We start from the raw sequence: 22,575 nt of genomic DNA, 5'->3' as shown, positions 1-22,575 counted from the left end.
GCACCCACTTATGACCCAGGGAACCATCCGCATTCGCGGTGCGCGCCAGCACAATCTGAAGAACATCGACCTGGACATCCGCACCGGTGAACTCACGGTGGTCACGGGGCCCAGCGGGTCAGGCAAGTCCAGCCTGGTGTTCGATACCTTGTTCGCCGAGGGGCAGCGCCGCTATGTAGAGACCTTCTCGGCCTATGCGCGCCAGTTCCTGGACCGTATGGACAAGCCGGCCGTGGACAAGGTCGAGGGCGTGCCCCCGGCGATCGCCATCGACCAGACCAACCCGGTGCGTTCCAGCCGCTCCACCGTCGGCACGATGACTGAGCTGAACGACCATTTGAAGCTGTTGTTCGCCCGCGCTGGCAACCTGTTCGACCGCGTCACCGCGCTGCCGGTGCGGCATGACACGTCGGAGAGCATTTACGCCGAGCTGTGCGAGCGCGCGGCGGCGGCACAAGACCCCCGGTTGGTACTCACTTTCCCGGTGGAGCTGCCCGGCAATACAACGGCCGAAGAAGTTGCCCAATGGCTGTCGGCCAGCGGTTTCACCCGCGTGCAGGCCGAGCGTGAAGTGGCGGTGGAGGCGCCTGCCACGCCCGCCAAACCCAGCAAGAAGGCCGTGGCCCCGGCCACCCGCAAGGTGCTGGACGTGGTGGCCGACCGTTTTCGCATTGCTGGTGCCGAAAAGTCCCGTGCGCTGGAAGCGATTGAGGTGGCCATCAAGCGTGGCGGCGGCCGGCTGAATGTGTATGTGCTGCCGGCCGAGGAGGGCGCTGAACCTCAGCTGTGGAAGTTCTCCACCGGCCTGCACTGCGCCGAGAGCGATGTGCGCTACACCGACCCGATTCCGTCGATGTTCTCCTTCAACTCGCCGGTGGGCGCCTGCGAGACCTGCAAGGGCTTTGGCCGCGTGATCGGCGTGGATTACGGCCTGGTGATCCCGAACGACAAGCTGACCCTGCGCTCCGGCGCCATCAAGCCCATGCAGACCCCCGCCTGGCAGGAATGCCAGGACGACCTGATGCGCCACGCCGAGGCGGCCGGCATCCCGCGCGACACGCCGTATTACAAGCTCACGCCCGAGCACCAGCACTGGGTGATCAACGGGTCACCCAACTGGAACGGCAAGTGGAACCAGCACTGGTTCGGCGTGAAGCGCTTCTTCGAATACCTGGAAACCAAGTCCTACAAAATGCACATCCGGGTGCTGCTGTCCAAGTACCGCAGCTACACCACCTGCTCTGCCTGCGCGGGCGCCCGGCTGAAGACCGAGAGCCTGCTGTGGCGCCTGGGCAGTGTGGAGGATGCGAATGCGGTGTTAGACCCCGCCAAGCGCCATCTGCCCCAGGGCGTGTCCTGGAGCCGCGCCCAGCTGGAGGCCTTGCCCGGCCTGTGCCTGCACGACCTGATGCTGCTACCGATAGACCGGCTGCGCCGCTTCTTCGACCTGCAGGCCGAGCGCATCCTGGGAATGCATACCGAGCGCAGCAGCCAAAGTGGTGACGAGCAGGCGCTGAAGCTGTTGCTCGATGAAATCACCACCCGCCTCAAATACCTCTGCGACGTAGGCATCGGCTACCTGACGCTGGACCGGCAAAGCCGTACCCTCAGCGGCGGCGAGGTACAGCGCATCAACCTGACCACGGCGCTGGGTACCTCGCTGGTGAACACCTTGTTCGTGCTGGACGAGCCCAGCATCGGTCTGCACCCGCGCGACATGCACCGCATCATCGAGGCCATGCAGCGCCTGCGCGATGCCGGCAACACCCTGGTGGTGGTCGAGCACGACCCGGCGGTGATGCTGGCGGCCGACCGCATGATAGATATGGGCCCGGGCCCCGGCGCGCGCGGTGGGCAAATCGTCTTCGACGGTACGACAGACGACCTGCGCCACGCCAACACCTTGACCGGCGCCTACCTGGGTGGCCGCAAGACCATAGGCATGGGCTTCAAGAAGCTGGTGACCGACGCCACGCCGCGCCTGGTGCTGGAAGGCGCGCGGCAAAACAATCTGCAGAACGTGTCGGTCGAATTCCCGCTGCAGCGCCTGGTGTGTATCACCGGCGTCAGCGGCTCGGGCAAGTCCACGCTGATCCAGGACGTGCTGGCCCCGGCGCTGATGCGCCACTTTGGCAAGGCCACCGAAACCCCGGGCCTGCACGACCGCCTGCTGGGCGCCGACTACCTCAGCGAAGTGGTGTTTGTGGACCAGTCGCCCATCGGCAAGACCGCGCGCTCCAACCCCGCCAGCTATGTGGGTGCCTGGGATGCCATCCGCGAGATTTTTGCCAACGCCGCGCTGTCGCGCCAGCGCGGCTACACCGCCAGCAAGTTCAGCTTCAACAGCGGCGACGGGCGTTGCCCTACCTGCGGCGGCTCGGGCTTCGAGCATGTGGAAATGCAGTTCCTCAGCGACGTGTACCTGCGCTGCCCGGACTGCGATGGCAAGCGCTACCGGCCTGAGATTCTGGAGGTGACGATAGAGCGCCGCGCCGTGGCCGATGCCCGCCTGGTCCAGCTGAACGTGGCCGACGTCCTGGACCTGACAGTGGCCGAGGCTGCTATTATTTTTGAAGGTGACCGCGACGTCATACGTGCGCTGCAGCCGATTGTGGATGTAGGCCTGGAATACGTGAAGCTGGGCCAGCCAGTGCCCACATTGAGCGGTGGCGAGGCCCAGCGCCTGAAGCTGGCCGGCTTTTTGGCCGAGGCGGCGAAAAGCAATGGCCGGCAGCCGGTCGCCAAGAAGGGCACGCTGTTCCTGTTCGACGAGCCGACCACCGGCCTGCACTTTGACGACATCGCCAAGCTGATGCGCGCGCTGCGCAAGCTGCTGGACGCCGGGCATTCCATGGTGGTGATCGAGCACAACCTGGACGTGATCCGCGCCAGCGACTGGCTGATCGATATGGGGCCGGAGGGCGGTTACGGCGGCGGCCTGGTGGTCGCCCAGGGCATGCCCGAAGAAGTGCGCCTGCACGCCACCTCCCATACCGGTGCCGCGCTGCGCGAGTACGAGTCGACGCTGGGCACCGGTGCCCAGGTGGTGAAAGAAAAGACGCCGGCCTGGCTGGCGAAGCAGGCGGCGCGCGTAGTGCCGCCGAATGCGATCCAGATCGTCAACGCCAAGGAGCACAACCTGAAGTCGCTGAGCGTGGACATTCCGCGCGGCCAGTTCAATGTGGTCACCGGCGTCAGCGGCTCCGGCAAGTCCACGCTGGCCTTCGACATCTTGTTCAACGAAGGCCAGCGCCGCTACCTGGAGTCGCTGAACGCCTATGCGCGCAGCATCGTGCAACCCGCGGGCCGGCCCGAGGTGGACGCGGTCTACGGCATTCCGCCGACCGTGGCCATCGAGCAGCGCCTCAGCCGTGGCGGTCGCAAGTCCACCGTGGGCACAACCACCGAGGTCTGGCACTTCCTGCGCCTGCTCTACGTGAAGCTGGGCATACAGCATTGCGTGAAAGACGGTGCGGCGGTACAGCCGCAAACGCCGGACAGCATCGCCGCCCAGCTGCTGAAAACCTTCCGGGGCCAGCACATCGGCCTGCTGGCGCCGCTGGTCATCAACCGCAAGGGCGTCTACACCGAGCTGGCCGATTGGGCACGGCCGCGCGGCTACAGCCACCTGCGGGTGGACGGCGACTTTCTGCCGACCACGGGCTTCCCGCGCATCGACCGCTTCAAGGAGCACACGGTAGAGTTGCCGGTGCTGAGCCTGGACGTCGGCCCCGGCAACGAGGCCCGGCTGCGCGAAGGCCTGGCCACCGCGCTGGAACATGGCAAGGGCGTGGTCCATGTGCTGGTCGGCATCGACGGCCTGAAGGAAGCCATGGCCGACGGCCTGCCAACCGCCCATATCGGCAAAGTAATGGTGTTCTCCAGCAAGCGCGCCTGCCCGGTGTGCAGCACCAGCTACGTCGAGCTGGACCCGCGTTTGTTCAGCTACAACAGCAAGCACGGCTGGTGCCCCGACTGCGTGGGCACGGGCGTGAAGCTGACCAAGGACCAGCGTGCCGTGTTCGACGACTCGGTGCGCGCCGACGACCAGGGCGGCCGCGAGCAGACCTTTGCCGAGCCCGAAGTCGAAGACCTGCACGACGTGGCCTGCCCGACCTGCCAGGGCACGCGTCTGAACGCCACGGCCCGGGCCGTGCGCTTTGCCAACGTCGGCATCACCGACCTGGCGCGCCTCAGCGTGACCGACATCCGCCAGTGGGTGCAGTCGCTGCAGGTTGCCGGTGAAATGAGCCAGCGCGAAACCGACATCGCCCGCGACCTGGTGCCCGAGATCCAGAGCCGCCTAGAGTTTCTGGAAGAAGTGGGCCTGGGCTATCTGACGCTGGACCGTGGTGCCCCCACCCTCAGCGGCGGCGAGGCCCAGCGCATCCGCCTGGCGGCCCAGCTGGGCAGCAATCTGCAAGGCGTCTGCTACATCCTCGACGAGCCGACCATCGGCCTGCATGCGCGCGACAACCACATCCTGCTGAACGCGCTGCACAGCCTGAGCAGCAAGGGCAACACCCTGGTGGTGGTGGAACACGACGAAGACACCATCCGCCGCGCCGACCACATCATCGACATCGGCCCCAGCGCCGGCAAGCGTGGTGGTCGGCTGGTGGCGCAGGGCAAGGTGGCCGATATTTCCGATGCCAGCGAATCCGTGACCGGCCGCTACCTGCTGCACGCCATGCGCCATCCCTTGAAGGCGCGGCGCGTGGTGGAGGCGTTCGACCCGGCTGCCGTGGCGGTACCGGTGGCCGATCTGCCCTACGAAGTACCCACGGCCAAGACCAAGGCCGCAGCTAAGAAGAAGGCTGCAGCAGACGCCGCCACCGAGGCCGTGGCCATCGCCGAGCCGCTGCAGTGGCTGACCGTCAGCGGCGCCACCATGCACAACCTGCAGAACGTCAGCGTGCAGATTCCGCTCAAGCGCCTGGTGGCTGTCACCGGCGTCAGCGGCTCGGGCAAATCGACGCTGGCGCGCGACGTGCTGCTGGCCAATGTGCAGACCGCCGTGGTCCAGCGCAGTACCAAGGCCGGGCGCGACAGCTGGGCCGCCGGCCAGCGCCCCGCCTGGCTGGGTTGTGCGGATGTGGCCGGCTTTGCCGCCATCGACCGCGTGCTGGAAGTGGACCAGACGCCCATCGGCAAAACCCCGCGCAGTTGCCCGGCCACCTACATCGGCTTCTGGGACACCATCCGCAAGCTGTTCGCCGACACGCTGGAAGCCCGCGCTCGTGGCTACGGCCCAGCGCGCTTCTCGTTCAACACCGGCGACGGCCGCTGCCCGAGCTGCGAAGGCCAGGGCCTGCGCACCATCGCCATGAGCTTCATGCCGGATGTGAAGGTGAAGTGCGAAACCTGCCATGGTGCGCGCTTCAACCCCGAGACCCTGACCGTCACCTGGCGCGGCAAGAGCATTGGCGACGTGCTGCAGATGGAGGTGGACGAAGCTGTCGACTTCTTCGCGGTGATGCCCGTCATCGCCTATCCGCTGCAGCTGCTGAAGGACGTGGGCCTGGGCTACCTGACCATAGGCCAGCCATCGCCGACCTTGAGCGGCGGAGAAGCCCAGCGCATCAAGCTGGTGACCGAGCTGGCCAAGGTACGCGACGACATCACCCGCCGCGGCCAGAAGGCTCCGCACACCCTGTACGTGCTGGACGAACCCACCGTGGGCCTGCACATGGCCGATGTGGAAAAGCTGATACGCGTGCTGCACCGCCTGGTCGATGGCGGCCACAGCGTGGTGGTCATCGAGCATGACCTGGACGTGATCGCCGAGTCCGACTGGATCATCGACCTGGGCCCGGACGGCGGCAACGCCGGCGGCCGCATCGTGGCGGCTGCGCCGCCGGAAAAGGTCGTCAAGCTGGGCACGGCGACGGGCGTGGCCTTGAAGCCGGTGCTGGCGCGTTAAATTTTTACTATAAAAAATGTAGCTTATGACGTAGTTCTTACCTGCGCTCGCGGACTATTTCTCACGTGAATATAGATATGACGGCGACTCAACCCCCTAGAATCCCGCAGGTGAAAAAATAATTTAGAGGAGTGTGTTCATGATCCGAACCATCCAGATCGACGGCTTCAAATCCATTGCGTCTGAGCCTGTGGAACTGGGACGAGTTAATTGCTTTATTGGTGCTAACGGCGTTGGTAAGAGCAATATTCTTGAGGCGGTTGGCGTGCTTGGTGCAGCGGCTAGCGGCAAGGTGGACGATGAGTCCTTGATGCGTCGAGGGGTTCGTGCTGGTATGCCTCGTCTGTTTAAAACCTCGTTTGAAGCGGGTAACACCCCTCCGCAAATCGTGCTAAGCGCTGTCGAAGATGATGGGGCCAAGTTTCGGGTGTCACTGCTCAATCCGCTGGACAATCCTAATCCCGCATGGTCTTTCAAGACCGAGTCTTTGTCGGACGGTACGAACGTTATTGTGTCGCGTGGCGTGCGCAGCACGGGAACTAATCTGGCGGAAAGCGCAGGTCTTGCCGCGTTAAAAGTGGTTGAACTTGCCTCCGAAAATCCCGCAGCCCGGCTCATTGGTGTGCTTCAAAATTACGCTATTTACTGCCCCAATACGCCCACCTTGCGTGGCATTACGTCCGATGTCCAGTCGCGCGATCCTTTGGGTCTTTCGGGTGGGCGATTGGCAGAAGCTTTTGCAGACTTCCGAAAAAGCATGTCCGATAGCTCTGGAGACGTGCTCGATAGCGTGCTGGAGCTATTGGACTGGGTGGCGGATATTGATACCACGGACTCTGCTGGGTCGTTGTTGTCACCTGCGGTGCCTCGTTCTAAGCACGTGTTGCGATTCACAGATCGGTTCATGAAAAAGAGTCGCAATACATTGACGGCTTATGACGCGAGTGAAGGTGCTTTGTATGTTTTGTTTACCGCTTTGCTATGCCTGTCTCCGGCGGCGCCTAGGCTGCTTGCAATTGATAATTTGGACCAGGCACTCAACCCCCGTCTTGTCACCCGATTGACCGCCAAGTTGTCGTACTGGTTGACTCAATCAGGCGCTGATAGACAACTTTTGTTTACGGCGCATAACCCGGCTGTGCTGGATGGGCTCGATTTGAGCGACGATGAAGTGCGCTTGTTCGCTGTCGAACGTAATAGTGAGGGCAAGACGCGCATCAACCGGATCATCATTACCGACCGTTTGCGTTCTCTTAACGTGGATTTTCCCTTGTCGCGCTTATGGCTGATGGGGAATCTGGGGGCCGTGCCGAATGTCTGATTTGCGGATCGCGCTGATCGCCGAGGGGGCGACTGATCTGGTCATTATTGAGGCGGCACTGAAGGCTGTTTTGGAGCAGCCATTTCTTCTGCAACTATTGCAGCCAGAAGCAACCAAGCCCGAGGTCGGTACTGGATGGGGCGGTGTTTTCAAGTGGTGTAGCTCCTTCCGATCTGGAGGGCATGTAACTTTGATGGCGGACCCCAAATTGGAGTTGTTTGATTTGGTCGTGCTTCACCTTGATGCCGATGTTGCTCACAAACAGTACGCCGATTACGGCCCTGAGTTTGCAAGGGCTGCCGCAGGTTCGTTAGTTCTGCCTTGTGCTCGTCCATGCCCTCCGGCTGCTGATACCGTTGCGCAACTTCGCATAGTGGCGCTTAACTGGCTTGGTATTCCGGCGCCGGGGCCGCAAGCTGTTTTGTGCATTCCTTCCAAGGCCAGTGAGGCTTGGCTGGCCGCAGCATGTTTACCGGAGAACCATCCGCTTCATGCCGGCATCGAATGCAATCTGGAGATGGAGCAGGCATTGTCCATACTTCCAAAAGCCACGCGTATTCGCAAAAAACGAAGTGAATACCTTGCCTATAGCCAAGTTATTACCCAGGAATGGCCGCGAGTGCGTCTGTTGTGCGGACAGGCTGATTTGTTTCACCAGGATGTCTGTGCTGCTGTGGCTTGAATTCCGTGATGAACGCAGCGTCTAAAGCGCCCTATTTTGCTGCCGCCGGTTATGTCTTAAATCGGATCACGGTATGAAGTGGTTGATGGCATGACCCCCACCGTCATTCTCCTGGTCCTCTGCGCCGCGCTCTGCCATGCCAGCTGGAACGCGATGCTGAAAAGCAGCCCCGGTGCCGACCGCAAGGCGGTGCTGACGCTGATGATGGTGGGCGCCGGCCTGGGCGGGCTGCCGCTGGCGCTGCTGCGGCCGTTTCCGCTGCCGGCCAGCTGGGTCTACGTGGCGCTGGGCGTGGCCTTGCATGTGGGCTACAACGTGTTTCTGGTGCGGGCCTACAAGGTGGGCGACTTCGGCCAGTCCTACCCGATCGCGCGCGGCTCGTCGCCCATGCTGGTGTCCATCGGTGCGGCTTTGTTTGTGGGCGAGAACATGGGTCTGTGGGTCTGGCTGGGCGTGGTGTTGATCTCGGTGGGCATCTTCAGCCTGGCGGAGCTGCGCCGGGGCATGGCGCTGGCCGGGCCGCTGACGGCGGTGACCACCGGCGCCTTTATCGCCGCCTACACCGTGGTCGATGGGCTGGGCGCGCGGGCGGCTGGCGATGCGCTGGCCTATGCGGGCTGGCTGTTTGTGCTGGACAGCTTGGCCATGCTGCTGCTGTACTGGTGGCAGCACCGCGCCTGGCCGCGCGATCTGGGGGCGCGCGCCGTCTGGACCGGGTTGGGTGGTGGGGCGATGTCGCTGGCGTCCTACGGCATTGTGATCTGGGCCGTGGCGCGTGCGCCCATGGGCACGGTGTCGGCGCTGCGCGAAACCTCGGTGCTGTTCGCCGCGCTCATTGGCGCGCTGTTCCTGGGCGAGCCGCTGACCCTGCGGCGTGGCCTAGCCTGTGTGTTGATCACCGCCGGGGCGATGGTGCTGGGCTTTTACCACTGAGTCTGATTTGCTATTTAAAACATAGCTGCTTGCGCAGGTACTATCTGCGCTGGCGACATGTTTCTTATAAATCGACGGCGGGTACCGGCAACTGGCCCGATGCCTTGATTTCGCGTAGCGCCAGGCTGGAATGGATCAGGCTGATGCCGGGCAGGCTGCGCAGCACGGTTTCCACGAAGTCGCTGTAGGCGTCCAGGCTGGGGGCCACTACCTGCAGCAGGTAGTCGGCCTGGCCGGTCACCTTGTGGCAGGACAATACCTCGGGCCGCTGGGCGATGGTGTCTTCAAACTGCTGGATGGCGCTGCCGGTCACCACGCCGAAGGTGATTTGCACAAACGCCAGGATGTCCAGGCCCAGCTTGCGCCGGTCCAGCCGGGCTTCGTAGCCGGTGATGAAACCGGCATCCTCCAGCCGCTTCAGCCTGCGCCAGCAGGGCGTGGTGCTCAGGGCCAGCTGCTCGGCCAGCTGCGGGGTGGACAAGTTGCCGTCTTTTTGCAGTAGCCGCAAAATAGTGCGATCTGTGCTGTCTAGCGTGGCTATGGGTAATTTTGTACTCATGATGTGGCGTAAAAAGCTTGTTTCTATGCGCATGCTAGCCTGAAGCGGGGGCATAAAGCAAAGCTATTCCAGCGCTGGAGCGGCATACTTTCGGGCATTCACTTCTGCTTGGAAAGAGCTTTCGCATGATCACCGTCTACAACCACCAGCACGCCCTGCACCAGGGCAAGGTCGAGATGTACCGCGGCCAGTTGGTGCCGTGTTTCGAAGTGCCTGCGCGCGCCGACTACGTGCTGCAAGAGCTGCAGCGGCGTGGCCAGGGCGATGTGCGTGCGCCGCAGGACCATGGCCTGGAGCTCTTGCAGCGGGTGCACAGCCCGCGCTATCTGGACTTTCTGGCGAGCGCCTGGAGCGAGTGGGTGGCGCTGGACCCGGCGAACGCCGAGCGCGATGCGCTGCCGTCGGTATGGCCGGTGCGCAGTTTTCGCTCCGACATACTGCCCGCCAACTTTGCTGCGCGCATGGGCTTGTTCTCGTACGACGCTGGCACGCCGTTGACAGCAGGCACCTGGGCAGCCGCCTATGCGGGTGCGCAGTGCGCGGTGACGGCGGCGCAACTGGTCAGCACCGGTGCACGTTCGGCTTTTGCCTTGACCCGCCCGCCGGGCCACCATGCGGGGGCTGACTTTTTTGGTGGCTACTGCTTTTTGAACAATGCGGCGGTAGCGGCCCAGGCCTTGCGCGACGCAGGGGCCGAGCGGGTGGCGGTGCTGGACATCGACTACCACCACGGCAACGGTACTCAGGCCATCTTCTACGAGCGCGCCGACGTGTTTTTTGCCAGTGTGCATGGCGACCCGCACACCGAATACCCGTTCTTCCTGGGCTATGGCGACGAGACCGGTGCGGGTGCAGGGGCTGGCTACAACCTGAACCTGCCGCTGCCGCGCGGCACAGACTTTGCGCGCTGGTGCGCAGCCCTGAGCCAGGCCCTGCAGGCGATAGCCCGCAGCGGTGCCCAGGCGCTGGTGGTGTCGCTAGGGTTGGATACCTTTGAGGGCGATCCAATCTCGGGCTTCCATTTGCGCAGCGAAGACTATCTGCGCGTAGGCACCGACCTGGCTGCCGTCGGCCTGCCCACGGTGTTTGTGTTCGAGGGCGGTTATGCGGTGGATGAGGTGGGGGTGAACGCGGTGAATGTGCTGGACGGCTTTGCCCAGCACAGCGCCTGATGCAGTGCTGCGCTTGCTCCTGAATACATAGCGGCTAGCGCTGGTGTTATCTGCGTTGTAGGCCATTTTTCTTGTAAGCCTGCGCGGGTTTGCTTGGTGCCCACGCGAGGCACAGAGTGCGGAAATTCAGATACTTTAAGGTGGGTGATAAGGGTTTTTACTAGCCTTGTTCCGCAACAAAGTACAACAAGTCTCCTTTTGGGTATCGCTGGCGGCATGGGCTAACTCCTACGATCACGGCACCGATCCAGTGCAATCAATGCGCTAGCGGGATTAGTCCAAAAACCTCAGGAGACACTCCATGAAAATGAAAATTTGCGCAGCCGCCGTTGTCGCGATGCTGGGATCCGTCGGCGCATACGCTGCAACCGAACTGGTGATTGCGACCGTGAACAACGGCCACATGATCACCATGCAAAAGCTCACCAAGAACTTCGAAGCCGCCAATCCAGACATCAAGGTGAAGTGGGTTACTCTGGAAGAGGGGGTGCTGCGCCAGCGCGTCACCACCGACATCGCCACCAAGGGCGGACAGTTTGACGTGATGACCATCGGCATGTACGAAGCACCTATCTGGTCCAAGAAGGGCTGGTTGGCACCGATCGTTACCGATGCGGCCTATGACGTGGACGACATGCTGCCCGCCATCCGTAACGGCCTGACGCTGGACGGCAAGCTGTATGCCGCGCCGTTCTACGGCGAAAGCTCGATGACCATGTACCGGGCGGATCTGGTCAAGGCCGCCGGCCTGACCATGCCTGCCAATCCTACCTGGACCGAGATGGCCAATATCGTCTCCAAGATCCACGATCCAGCCAAGGGCGTGTACGGCCTGTGCCTTCGCGGCAAGCCGGGCTGGGGCGACAACATGGCTTTCTTGAGCACCATGGTCAACACCTATGGCGGCCAGTGGTTCGACATGTCGTGGAAGCCGCAGATTGACACCAAGCCTTGGCATGACGCGATCAGCCAGTACGTGGACCTGATGAAGAAGTACGGCCCTCCCGGTGCTTCCGCCAACAGCTTCAACGAAAACCTGGCTTTGATGAACGAAGGCAAGTGCGGCGTGTGGATCGACGCGACGATCGCCGCTTCTTTCGTCAGCGACCCCAAGCAATCCAAGGTGGCTGACAAGATGGCATTCACCCAGGCCCCCACCGCCGTGACCGCCAAGGGCGCCAACTGGCTGTGGTCCTGGAACCTGGCGATCCCTGCTTCTTCCAAGAAGACGGACGCTGCGCAGAAGTTCATTACTTGGGCAACTTCCAAGGACTACGTGAACCTGGTGGCCAAGGAAGAAGGCTGGAACGCCGTGCCTACCGGCACTCGCAAATCCACCTACGCCAATCCTGAGTTCCAAAAGGTGGCCAAGTTTGCGACCGAAGAGCTGAAGGCCATCAACAGCGCCAACCCCAACGACAGCACCTTGCCCAAGTCGCCGTACGTGGGCGTGCAATACGCTGCGATTCCTGAGTTCCAGGCCATCGGTATTGCTGTCGGCCAGCAAATGAGCTCTGCCTTGTCTGGCAAGGTCACGGTAGACGCCGCACTGAAGACGTCGCAAACCGCTGCTGAACGTGAAATGACCAAGGGCGGCTACTACAAGAAGTAGGCTCCATCGCCCCCCGCCCCAGCCCTCTTCCGCGCGCGGAAGAGGGCGCTTGCGCCACTGCGCCTGAGGGATGGGGATTTCATGGCCTATTTCCGCTTTTGAAAGCAACACCATGAACCGATTTATTCCCCGTGCGTTGATGGCGCCCAGCATCGTCACGCTGTTTTTGTGGATGATTGTTCCACTGGTGATGACGCTGTATTTCTCCGTCATCCACTACAACCTGATGCAGCCCGGCGAGACCGGTTTTGTGGGGCTGGAGAACTTTTCCTACTTCATCACCGATCCCGACTTCTGGCCCTCGGTGATGCATACCCTGCAGTTGCTGAGCTCCGTGATTGTCATCACCGTGGTTTTGGGCGTAGGTCTGGCCTTGCTGGTGAACGAGCCGTTTCCTGGCCAGGGCATTGTGCGAGTGCTGCTGATCTCGCCCTTCTTCGTTATGCCCACGGTGAATGCCTTGCTGTGGAAGCACATGATGATGAACCCGATTTACGGTGTGCTGGCCCACGTGTGGCAGTTCTTTGGTGGCACGCCGATTGACTGGATGACCGACTTCCCGTTGCTGTCGGTGATCATCATGCTGTCCTGGCAATGGCTGCCATTTGCCTGCCTGATTTTCATCACCTCGCTGCAGTCACTGGACCGCGAGCAAATGGACGCTGCGGGCATGGACGGTGCCAACGCCTTTGACAAGTTTTACTACCTGGTGCTACCCCATATGGGGCGCTCGATTGCAGTGGTGATCATGATCGAGATGATTTTCCTGCTGAGTGTGTTCGCTGAAATTTTCACCACCACCGGTGGCGGCCCGGGCAATGAAAGTACCAACCTGGCTTTCCTGATTTTCAAACAGGCACTGATGAACTTCGATGTGGGTGTAGCCTCGGCAGGCGCACTGTTTGCGGTGATTCTGGCCAACATCGCATCCGTATTTCTGGTGCGCCTGGTAGGCAAGAACCTGGACTGAACGGGAGCACGACCATGATGAAAACCAAACCCTTTCCCATCGTCCGCACCGTGTGTGCCTGGGGCGTGGCGCTGTTCCTGTTCTTCCCGTTGTTCTGGCTTACGCTGACGGCGTTCAAGACCGAAGGCCAGGCGATTGCGTCGCAGCTGTTCTTCTCGCCCACACTTGCCAGCTTTGTCGAAGTCCAGGTGCGCAGCGACTACCTGCTGTTCGCCAAGAACTCGCTGATCACCAGCCTGGGCTCCACCATTCTGGGTATTCTGATTGCCGTGCCGGCGGCCTACTCGATGGCCTTCTTCCCGACCAGGAAGACCCGCGACATTCTGCTGTGGATGCTGTCCACCAAGATGATGCCCGCCGTGGGAGCGTTGGTGCCGGTGTATGTGATGGCACAGACCGTGGGCATGCTGGATTCGCTGACCGCGCTGGTCATCGTGTTCACGCTGTCGAACCTGCCCATCATGGTGTGGATGCTGTACAGCGCGTTCAAGGAAGTGCCCAAGGACATCCTGGAGGCCGTGCGCCTGGACGGCGCCACGGTGTGGGAAGAGTTCCGTTGGGTGATCCTGCCTCTGTGCATGGGAGGCATCGCCTCCACCGGTCTGCTGTGCCTGGTGCTGTCATGGAACGAGGCCTTCTGGGCTTTGAATCTGACTTCTGCCAATGCGGGCACGCTGGCTTCGCTGATCGCCTCTTACTCCAGCCCTGAGGGCTTGTTCTGGGCCAAGTTGTCCGCAGCGTCTCTGATGGCCATCGCACCCATCATCGTGTTCGGCTGGTTCAGCCAGAAGCAACTCGTCCAAGGTTTGACCTTCGGCGCCGTCAAGTAAAGGAACCACCATGTCATTTTTACAACTCCGAGGCGTTGAAAAATTCTTCGCCGACCACCGCGCCATCAAGGGTATTGATCTCGATATCAACAAGAACGAGTTCATTGTTTTCGTCGGCCCCTCCGGTTGCGGCAAGTCCACCCTGCTGCGCATGATTGCCGGGCTGGAAAGCATAGACGGCGGCTCGCTGCATGTGGACGGCCGTGACATCACCCACCTGCCATCGTCACAGCGTGATCTGGCCATGGTGTTCCAAAGCTATGCGCTGTACCCGCACATGACGGTGTACGACAACATGTCGTTCGCGCTGAAGCTCGCCAAGGTGCCGGCTGCCGAAATCAAACAGAAAGTGGAGAGCGCGGCCGAGAAGCTGAACCTCACGCCGTATTTGAAGCGCACACCCAAGGAGTTGTCCGGTGGCCAGCGCCAGCGCGTCGCGATTGGCCGCGCCATCGTGCGTGCACCCAAGATCTTCTTGTTCGACGAACCCCTGTCCAACCTGGATGCGGCCCTGCGTGGCCAGACCCGGGTCGAGATCCACAAGCTGCACCGCGCGCTCGGCGTGACCACCATCTACGTGACCCACGACCAGGTCGAGGCCATGACCCTGGCCGACCGTGTGGTGGTGCTGCGCGACGGCGCTATCGAACAGGTAGGTGCCCCGCTGGAGCTGTACGACAAGCCGGCCAACCAGTTTGTGGCGCAGTTCATCGGCATGCCTTCGATGAACATCGTTAAAGCCGCGCAGCTGTCGCAGTTTGGCGCGCTGGCCGGGCAGGCCGCGGGCCGGGTACCGGTAGACGGCCTGATTGGCGTGCGGCCCGAGGGTGTGCGGGTGCTGCCCGTGGGGAGCGCCGGTGTACCGGGCAAGGTGGAACTGATCGAAGCCCTGGGTGCCGACACGTTGATCCACGTGGACGTCATGGGCACGCCCATGATCTCGCGCCAGGCCGAGCGCACCAGCTTGCACATTGGCGACCCCGTGTCCCTGGAGTTCGACCTGAACACCTTGCATTGCTTCGACAAGGCCGGCCGCATGGTCGCTCTGGCATGACAGGTTCCCCCCCGATGCGCCTGCGGCGCTTCCCCCTCAAGGGGGCGAACCCAGTGGCCCGGCAAAGCCGGTTCCACGGGTTCCCTGGAAACGGTTGCGTCCACCGTATTCACGGCAAGACGCATGGCGTGGTTTGGACAACTGAATTGGAAATGTGATGTCTTCTACCGAAAACTATGTGATGCTGCACCTGGGCGTGGGCTCGTTCCACCGCGCCCACCAGGCTTTGTATATGCACCGCCTGCGGGCCTCCGGTGACACGCGCTGGTCGCTGGCCGGTGGCAATACCCGCCCCGACATGCTGGAGACCATGGCCGCGTTGGCAGCCCAGGGTGGAGCCTATACGCTGGAGACCGTGACCCCGGCCGACGAACGCAGCTACGAGCGCATCGAGTCGATTCGGCGCATCCTGCCCTACGAGCCCAGCCTGGCGGGCCTGATCGACGTAGGGGCCACGGCCAGCACCCGCATCATTTCCTTTACCGTCACCGAGGCGGGTTACTACCTGGATGCGCATGACGCGCTGGACCTCAGCGTGGCCGACCTGGCTGCCGATCTGCAGCGCGCCAAAGTGGGCCAACCCGGTGGCAGCATTTATGCCGCGCTGACCGCCATCTTGCGCGAGCGCATGCGCCGTGGCAGCGGTGCCGTGACCCTGCTGAACTGCGACAACCTGCGCCATAACGGCGACCGGGTGCGCAAGGGCTTGCTGTCTTTCATCCAACTGGTGGGCGACAGCGCTTTGCACGCCTGGGTACAGGCCAACACCACCTGCCCGAATGCCATGGTGGACCGCATCACGCCGCGCCCGGCGCCCGAGCTGCGCCCGCGCGTGTTTGCCGCCACTGGTTGGGACGATGCCGCGCCCATCATGGGCGAATCGTTCATCCAGTGGGTGATTGAAGAAAATTTCGCCAACGGACGCCCCGCTTGGGAAACGGTGGGCGTGCAGATGGTGGCGTCCGTGGCGCCGTTTGAAGAGGCCAAGATCCGCCTGCTGAACGCCACCCACAGCTGCATTGCCTGGGCGGGTACGCTGGCCGGCTACCAGTACATCCATGAAGGTACGCATGACCCGCGTATCCGCAAGATGGCCTATGACTACGTGACCACCGACGTCATGCCCTGTCTGGACACCCCAGCACACCCCAGCCCGCTGGACCTGGCGGCCTACCGCGATACCGTGCTGGACCGTTTTGGCAACGCCGCCATTCTGGACACCAACCAGCGCGTGGCGGCCGACGGTTTCTCCAAGATTCCCGGCTTCATCGCCCCCACCGTGCGCGAGTGCCTGGTGCGTGGCGCCACGATCGACGCCGTGGCCGTGCTACCGGCGCTGTTCTTGGCCTTTTTGCAGCGCTGGCACCGTGGCGAGCTGTCTTATGTTTACCAGGACCAGGCCATGGACCCGGCCGTGGCGCACGCCATGTGCGAGGCGGCTGACCCGGTCCTCGCACTGGCGGGTAACGTCCCCTTCTGGGGCGAGCTGGCCGGTGATCCGCGCCTGGTCGCTGCCCTGCATAACGCCGCGACCCAAGTCAAGCAATTCACCAAGGACGAAAAATGAGCACCCTCCAACGTCTGGCTGGACAACATGCTTTGCTGACCGGCACCGCCGGCGGTATTGGCCTGGCTGCGACCACCGCCTTTTTGCGCGAAGGCGCGCATTGCACCGCCGTCGATCTGGCTGCCACGCCCTCGGTCGCCCTGCAAGCCCTGCAGGCGCAGTACCCCGATCAATTTCAGTACCTGAGCGCCGACGTGTCGCGCCAGGAAAGCATAGACGCCATGGTGGCCGCTGCCCGGGCCAAGTTTGGCACCATCACCACGCTGCTGAACAACGCTGCCGTGTTCAGCCTGGGTGATATTTTGCAGATCACCGAGAAGCAATACGAGGTGATCTTCAATGTGAACGTCAAAGGCATGTTCTTCGTAATGCAGGCGGTGCTCAAGCAGATGGTGGCCGATGGCTGCAAGGGCAGCGTCACCAACCTCGCATCGCAGGCCGGCCGCCGCGGCGAGGCGCTGGTCGCCCACTACTGCGCCAGCAAGGCCGCGGTCATTAGCTACACCCAGTCGGCTGCACTGGCCATGGCACCGCACGGCATCCGCGTCAACGGCATCTCGCCGGGCGTGATCGACACCCCGATGTGGAAAGACGTGGACGCCCAGTTCGCCAAGGCCGAAGGCCTGCAGATCGGCGAGAAGAAGAAGGCCGTGGGCCTGGCTGTGCCGTTGGGCTACATGGGCGCACCCGAAGACGTGGCCCGGGCCGCGGTTTTCCTCGCCAGCCCCGAGGCTTCTTACATTACCGCCCAGACCTTGAATGTGGACGGTGGTAATGTGATGAGCTAAGTCAAAGGAGATAAGCATGGTCAGCCTGCGCCAACGCGCCCGCGAACCGGAGCTGGAGCATGACATGGGCCGCGACCCGACCCTGGGTTACGAGCCGCATGAAAGCCACAGCAGCCTGCGCTATCTGGAGCACGGCATACCCACGCCGCTGGTGCGTTGGCACCAGCACGAGGAATGCGAGCTGCACCTGATCGTGCAGACCCGGGGCAAGCTGTTCGTGGGCGACTACATCGGTCACTTCGAGCCCGGCAACCTGGTGCTGACCGGGCCGCGCCTGCCGCACAACTGGATTTCGGGCGACGACCCCGATAAGGTGGTGCATCTGCGCGACATGGTGCTGCAGTTCTCCGAAGCACCACTGCGCCAGATCGGCAGCGAGGTGGGTGAGCTGCAAGCCGTGTTACCCCTGCTGGAGCGGGCCCGCCACGGCATCGAGTTCTTCGATATGAGCGAGATGGCGCGCGATGCCCTGGTCCGCATCAAGCACAGCCATGGCCTGGCCCGGTTTGGCGAGTTTCTGATGCTGCTGGACAAGCTGGCCCGCTGCACCGACTACCGGCTGCTGTCCACGGTGCAGATGCAGAGCTTTGACGACGATGCCTCGCTGGCGCAGATCAGCGGCATCGTCAGCTTCCTGACCGAACACAGCGCCGAGCAGTTCACCATGGCCGAGGTGTCGGCCCGCGTCAATATGACGGAGAGCCAGTTCTCGCGCTATTTCCGCCGCGCTACCGGCAATACTTTCACCGACTTCGTGAACCGCCTGCGCATCAACCGCGCCTGCCAGCTGTTGATGGAGACAGACCGCTACATCAACAATGTGTGCTACGACGTGGGCTTCAATAATGTCGCCAATTTCAACCGCCGTTTCATGCAGATCAAGGGTATGACGCCGAAGGAATTTCGCCGCCAGGCCGAAGCCCGATTTGGTGGTAAAAACCCCTAGTGCTATATAAAACATAGCTGCTTGCGCAGGAAGAATATGCGGTAGAGTTAGTTTGTCCTTAGAACTAAGGCGGTGCGCCAAGCCCCAGGCAGCCAGGTCACCCAATTCCTACTTTCCCCGTACTTTCTATCCATAAGGCAATGCCATGTACCTTGGACTCGATTTAGGCACCTCTGAACTCAAAGCTTTGCTGCTGGCCGACGACCACCGCGTGGTCGCAGTAGCCCATGCGCAGCTCACCATACAGCAGCCCAAGCCCCTGTGGTCGGAGCAGGACCCGCACAGCTGGTGGCTGGCGCTGGAGTCGGTGATGGACCAACTGGCCGCTGGCCACCGGGCCGACTTGTCCGCCGTGCGGGCCATCGGCCTGTCCGGCCAGATGCATGGCGCCGTGCTGCTGGATGCGCAGGACAAGGTGCTGCGCCCGGCGATTTTGTGGAACGACGGCCGTAGCGGGGCCGCCTGCGAGGCCTTGACCCGGGCCGTGCCCGACGTCGGCCAGATCACCGGCAACCTGGCCATGCCCGGTTTCACCGCCCCCAAGTTGTGGTGGCTGCGTGAACACGAGCCCGAGATCTACCGCCAGACCGCCCGCGTGTTGCTGCCCAAGGACTATCTGCGCCTGCTGCTGACCGGCGAGGCCGTGACCGATTGCTCCGACGCCTCGGGCACGCTGTGGCTGGACGTGGGCGCGCGGCGTTGGTCGCCCAAGCTGCTGGACGCCTGTGGCCTGTCCGAGTCGCATATGCCCCGCGTGGTCGAGGGTAGCGAGGTGTCTGCCGGTTTGTCTGCGGCCCTGGCCCAACGCTGGGGCCTGCGCGCCGGCCTGCCAGTGGCGGGGGGCGGCGGCGACAACGCGGCCAGCGCGGTCGGCATGGGCGTGGTGTCGCCGGGGCAGGGCTTTGTCTCGCTGGGCACCTCGGGGGTGGTGTTCCTCGCGACCGACAGTTTCCGCCCGAACCCGGCGCAGGCCGTGCACGCCTTTTGCCACGCGCTGCCAAACCGCTGGCACCAGATGTCGGTGATGCTGTCGGCCGCCAGCGCCGTGACCTGGGCCACCAAATTGCTCAAGTTCGAGAACGAAGCCGCGCTGCTGGCCGCGGCCGCCCAGCTGTCGCCCGAGGCCCGGGCCCAGGCGCCGCTGTTCTTGCCCTATCTGTCGGGCGAGCGCTCGCCACACAACAACCCGAACGCCCAGGGCGTACTGTTCGGTTTGACGCACAGCGTTGATGCCTCGGCACTCGCCTACGCCGTGGTCGAGGGCGTGAACTTTGGCCTGTGTGACGGCTGGCGCACGCTGGCCACCGACCAGCCGGTGCATGCCCTTTCTGTGGTGGGTGGTGGCGCCCGCAGCGCCTGGTGGTCGCAAGAGCTGGCGAATACCCTGGGTGTCTCTCTGGTCACGCAGGAAGGCGGCGCTACTGGCGGCGCCCTGGGCGCAGCGCGCCTGGCCTGGCTGGCGGATGGCGGCACTGAGTCCGATGTTTGCCCCAGCCCGCCCGTCGCCCAGCGCTTCGAGCCCGTGGCGCAGACCGAGGCGGCAGTGGCCCGCTACGCCCGTTTCCGGGGGCTGTACCAAACCCTGCGCAGCAGCTTCCCAGCTTGACAAAAGTTTATATGTGTTTTAGGCCTCTAGCGCAGGTATCACCTTCGCAGGTAGCTATTGAATAGATAGCAATTGCCCACATGCCCCAAGCTTCGCATTCGCGTGCCCCCACTGCCGAATGGCAGGTGTTGCACATCCATCCCGGGGCACCGGCCAAGCCGGCGCTAGGTGCGTCCTGCAATGGCTGTGGTGTGTGCTGCCTGTCAGCCCCTTGCCCTTTGGGCATTCTGCTGTCGGGGCGGCGTAAAGGTGCCTGCGCGGCCTTGCGTTGGGACGATGCGCAGGCGCGCTATCTGTGCGGCGCTATCAGCCAGCCCGCCGATGTGCTGGGTCCACGCATGCACTGGGCGGCACCCTGGCTAGGCCGCTGGGCTCGGCGCTGGATCGCCGCCGGCGTGGGCTGCGATTCCACCTTACAAGTGGAGCGTCAAGACTGACGGCGCTGCTTGAACACGAGGTGCCGTGCCGACAGATAGTTGGACACCAAGCCCGCACAGCTGCCCAGTGCGACGCCCAGCGCCGCCTGGCCTGGTATCTGGATCCAGTGCAGGGTCGCCACATAGGCCGCGTAGTTCAGCACTGCGCCCCCCAGCATCGACACCATGTAGCGCAGGTACTGCTGCCACACGGAAGCTGATGCATCGGCCTGGAAGGTAAAGCGCCGGTTCAGCCACCAGGTGGCCGTGGCCGCCGCGATAAACGACAACACCCGCGCCGCGTACCAGCCCATGGCCCAGGCCAGCGCATACAGTACGGCCAGGTCTACCCCCAGGCCAATGACGCCCACCACGCAAAAGCGCAGAAAGGGGGGCAGGGCGCGCACGGGCTTAACCCGCGGTCTGCAGCGCCAGCCCAGCGTGTTCGCGCAGGGGGTGGAAGTGGATCTTGGGGAAGCGCTCCTGCGCCAGCCGCACGTCGTAGGGCGAGGTGCACAAATAGGCCAGCGTATCGGCCGCGTCGTGGGCCATGCGCATGGGGTAGGCATCGGTGAAGCTGCGCAGTTCGGCCGGGGTGTCGGCGGTGATCCAGCGGGCGCCGGTGTATTGGCAGCTTTCCAGGCGCACGTCGGCGTCGTATTCGGCCTTCAGGCGGTGTTGCACCACTTCAAATTGCAACTGGCCCACGGCGCCCAGCAGCATGGGGCCGCCGACGTCGGGGCGGAACACCTGGATCGCTCCCTCTTCGCCCAGCTGGGCCAGGCCCTGCTGCAGCTGCTTGGTGCGCAGCGGGTTTTTCAAAATCACCGTCATGAACAGCTCAGGTGCGAAGAAGGGCAGGCCGGTGAACTGCAGGCTGGCGCCGTCGGTGATGGTGTCACCCAGCTGCACGCCGCCGTGCGTGGTGAAGCCGATGATGTCGCCCGCATAGGCCTCGTCCACGGCTTCGCGGCGTTGGCTCAGGAAGGTCACCACGCTGGTCGGGCGCAGCTCTTTGGCGGTGCGCTGCACCTTGAGCTTCATGCCGGGCGTGTATTTGCCGGATGCCATGCGTACGAAGGCAATGCGGTCGCGGTGGGCCGGGTCCATATTCGCCTGCACCTTGAAGACCACGCCGGCAAAGGCCTTGTCTTCGGGCTGGATTTCCTTGACCACCGGCTGGCGGTTCACCAGTGTGGTGCTGGTGCGCGACTGGGGCGACGGCGCCAGGTCCACCAGTGCGTCCAGCACTTCCATCACCCCAAAGTTGTTCACCCCGGAGCCAAAGAATACCGGGGTTTGCTTGCCGGCCAGGAAGGCCTCCAGGTCCCAGGCGGGGGAGGCGCCGGCGGCCAGTTCCATGCTTTGCTCGGCGGTTACGAATTCAGCGCCAAAGCGCTTGATCAGCTCGTCGCGGTTGTCCAAGGCGATGGTTTCAAACTCCTGCGGCAGGCGTTCCTTGCCGGAGTCGAACACCGTCATGGTCTGCGTGCGCATATTCATGATGCCGCCGAAGGACTTGCCCTGGCCGACGGGCCAGGTCATGGGCACGCAGGGCATGCCGAGTTCGCGCTCGATCTCGTCCAGGATGTCCAGCGGCTCGCGCACTTCGCGGTCCATCTTGTTGACGAAGGTGATGATGGGCGTGTCGCGCTGGCGGCAGACCTCGATCAGGCGGCGGGTTTGTGCTTCCACACCATTGGCCGCGTCGATCACCATCAGGGCCGAGTCCACCGCCGTCAGCACGCGGTAGGTGTCTTCCGAAAAGTCCTTATGGCCGGGGGTGTCCAGCAGGTTGATCACGTGGTCGCGGTACAGCATCTGCATCACCGACGACGCTACCGAAATACCGCGTTGCTTTTCGATTTCCATCCAGTCAGACGTGGCGTGGCGGGTGGCCTTGCGCGCCTTCACCGACCCGGCAATCTGGATCGCGCCCGAGAACAGCAGCAGCTTTTCGGTCAGCGTGGTTTTACCCGCGTCCGGGTGGGAAATGATCGCGAACGTGCGGCGGCGGCGGGTTTCAGAAGCGTAAGACAAGGTGTTTTCCAGAGCAGGTCAGGGGCGCTGCCGGTGGGGCAGGCAACCTTAGATTTTAACCAGGGCGGCCGAAAACCTGGCACATACAGGCGCGCAGGCTGCGGGCGTGGCCAAACCGCACTGTTGTGTAGCTGTATGGATCGCAGTCAAGCTGGC

At 63.0% G+C, this 22,575-nt stretch carries 17 protein-coding genes; 14 read left to right on the top strand and 3 right to left on the bottom strand.

The window, feature by feature from the left end:
* Window positions 1–10: 10 nt before the first annotated feature.
* The 4 genes from uvrA (at window position 11) to AC07O2_RS01680 (ending at window position 8,859) form a co-directional block, all read left to right on the top strand.
* Window positions 11–5,923 (top strand): excinuclease ABC subunit UvrA, encoded by a 5,913-nt coding sequence (uvrA, locus tag AC07O2_RS01695; protein ID WP_495074006.1) that lies wholly within the window; start codon window positions 11–13, stop codon window positions 5,921–5,923.
* A gap of 139 nt (window positions 5,924–6,062) precedes the next feature.
* Window positions 6,063–7,244, top strand: a complete 1,182-nt coding sequence (locus AC07O2_RS01690) for an AAA family ATPase (protein ID WP_495074005.1) — start codon at window positions 6,063–6,065, stop codon at window positions 7,242–7,244.
* The gene (locus AC07O2_RS01685; RefSeq protein WP_495074004.1) at window positions 7,237–7,926 is read left to right on the top strand and encodes a hypothetical protein; all 690 of its coding nucleotides are present in this window, start codon (window positions 7,237–7,239) and stop codon (window positions 7,924–7,926) included. The genes AC07O2_RS01690 and AC07O2_RS01685 overlap by 8 nt, the downstream gene beginning before the upstream one ends.
* A 90-nt stretch (window positions 7,927–8,016) precedes the next feature.
* Window positions 8,017–8,859: a DMT family transporter gene (locus tag AC07O2_RS01680; protein WP_495074003.1), complete on the top strand. Its 843-nt coding sequence runs from the start codon at window positions 8,017–8,019 to the stop codon at window positions 8,857–8,859.
* A 64-nt stretch (window positions 8,860–8,923) separates the two neighbouring features.
* On the opposite strand, the gene AC07O2_RS01675 is transcribed toward AC07O2_RS01680, so the two are convergent.
* The gene (locus tag AC07O2_RS01675; RefSeq protein WP_495074002.1) at window positions 8,924–9,418 is read right to left on the bottom strand and encodes an Lrp/AsnC family transcriptional regulator; all 495 of its coding nucleotides are present in this window, start codon (window positions 9,416–9,418) and stop codon (window positions 8,924–8,926) included.
* A 125-nt stretch (window positions 9,419–9,543) separates the two neighbouring features.
* On the opposite strand from AC07O2_RS01675, the gene AC07O2_RS01670 reads away from it, so the two are divergent.
* From AC07O2_RS01670 to AC07O2_RS01625, 10 genes are all read left to right on the top strand, one after another.
* Window positions 9,544–10,590: a histone deacetylase family protein gene (locus AC07O2_RS01670; protein ID WP_495074001.1), complete on the top strand. Its 1,047-nt coding sequence runs from the start codon at window positions 9,544–9,546 to the stop codon at window positions 10,588–10,590.
* Window positions 10,591–10,891: 301 nt separating this feature from the next.
* The gene (locus AC07O2_RS01665; protein ID WP_495074000.1) at window positions 10,892–12,202 is read left to right on the top strand and encodes an ABC transporter substrate-binding protein; all 1,311 of its coding nucleotides are present in this window, start codon (window positions 10,892–10,894) and stop codon (window positions 12,200–12,202) included.
* 112 nt (window positions 12,203–12,314) lie between these two features.
* A complete protein-coding gene (locus AC07O2_RS01660; RefSeq protein ID WP_495073999.1) occupies window positions 12,315–13,172 on the top strand; it encodes a carbohydrate ABC transporter permease in 858 nt (285 codons plus the stop codon).
* Between the two features lie 17 nt (window positions 13,173–13,189).
* Window positions 13,190–14,002, top strand: a complete 813-nt coding sequence (locus AC07O2_RS01655) for a carbohydrate ABC transporter permease (protein WP_495074221.1) — start codon at window positions 13,190–13,192, stop codon at window positions 14,000–14,002.
* Window positions 14,003–14,012: 10 nt separating this feature from the next.
* Window positions 14,013–15,056 (top strand): ABC transporter ATP-binding protein, encoded by a 1,044-nt coding sequence (locus tag AC07O2_RS01650; protein ID WP_495073998.1) that lies wholly within the window; start codon window positions 14,013–14,015, stop codon window positions 15,054–15,056.
* Between the two features lie 157 nt (window positions 15,057–15,213).
* Complete coding sequence (gene dalD, locus AC07O2_RS01645) at window positions 15,214–16,623, top strand: D-arabinitol 4-dehydrogenase (protein WP_495073997.1); 1,410 nt, start codon at window positions 15,214–15,216, stop codon at window positions 16,621–16,623.
* Complete coding sequence (locus AC07O2_RS01640; protein ID WP_495073996.1) at window positions 16,620–17,411, top strand: L-iditol 2-dehydrogenase; 792 nt, start codon at window positions 16,620–16,622, stop codon at window positions 17,409–17,411. Before dalD ends, AC07O2_RS01640 begins: the two co-directional genes overlap by 4 nt.
* Before the next feature lie 16 nt (window positions 17,412–17,427).
* Window positions 17,428–18,357 (top strand): AraC family transcriptional regulator, encoded by a 930-nt coding sequence (locus tag AC07O2_RS01635; protein WP_495073995.1) that lies wholly within the window; start codon window positions 17,428–17,430, stop codon window positions 18,355–18,357.
* Window positions 18,358–18,502: 145 nt separating this feature from the next.
* On the top strand, window positions 18,503–19,963 hold the full coding sequence (xylB, locus tag AC07O2_RS01630) for a xylulokinase (RefSeq protein WP_495073994.1): 1,461 nt from the start codon (window positions 18,503–18,505) through the stop codon (window positions 19,961–19,963).
* Between the two features lie 80 nt (window positions 19,964–20,043).
* Window positions 20,044–20,400, top strand: a complete 357-nt coding sequence (locus AC07O2_RS01625) for a hypothetical protein (protein WP_495073993.1) — start codon at window positions 20,044–20,046, stop codon at window positions 20,398–20,400.
* Here AC07O2_RS01625 and AC07O2_RS01620 read toward each other — a convergent pair.
* Both AC07O2_RS01620 and AC07O2_RS01615 read right to left on the bottom strand, forming a co-directional pair.
* Window positions 20,391–20,786, bottom strand: coding sequence for a GtrA family protein (locus tag AC07O2_RS01620; protein WP_495073992.1), 396 nt, complete (start codon window positions 20,784–20,786; stop codon window positions 20,391–20,393). The genes AC07O2_RS01625 and AC07O2_RS01620 overlap by 10 nt on opposite strands.
* Before the next feature lie 4 nt (window positions 20,787–20,790).
* On the bottom strand, window positions 20,791–22,419 hold the full coding sequence (locus tag AC07O2_RS01615) for a peptide chain release factor 3 (RefSeq protein WP_495073991.1): 1,629 nt from the start codon (window positions 22,417–22,419) through the stop codon (window positions 20,791–20,793).
* Between the last annotated feature and the right edge of the window lie 156 nt (window positions 22,420–22,575).

Source organism: Rhodoferax sp. GW821-FHT10B06, assembly GCF_059415605.1.
This window is presented reverse-complemented; position numbering and strand designations above follow the sequence as displayed.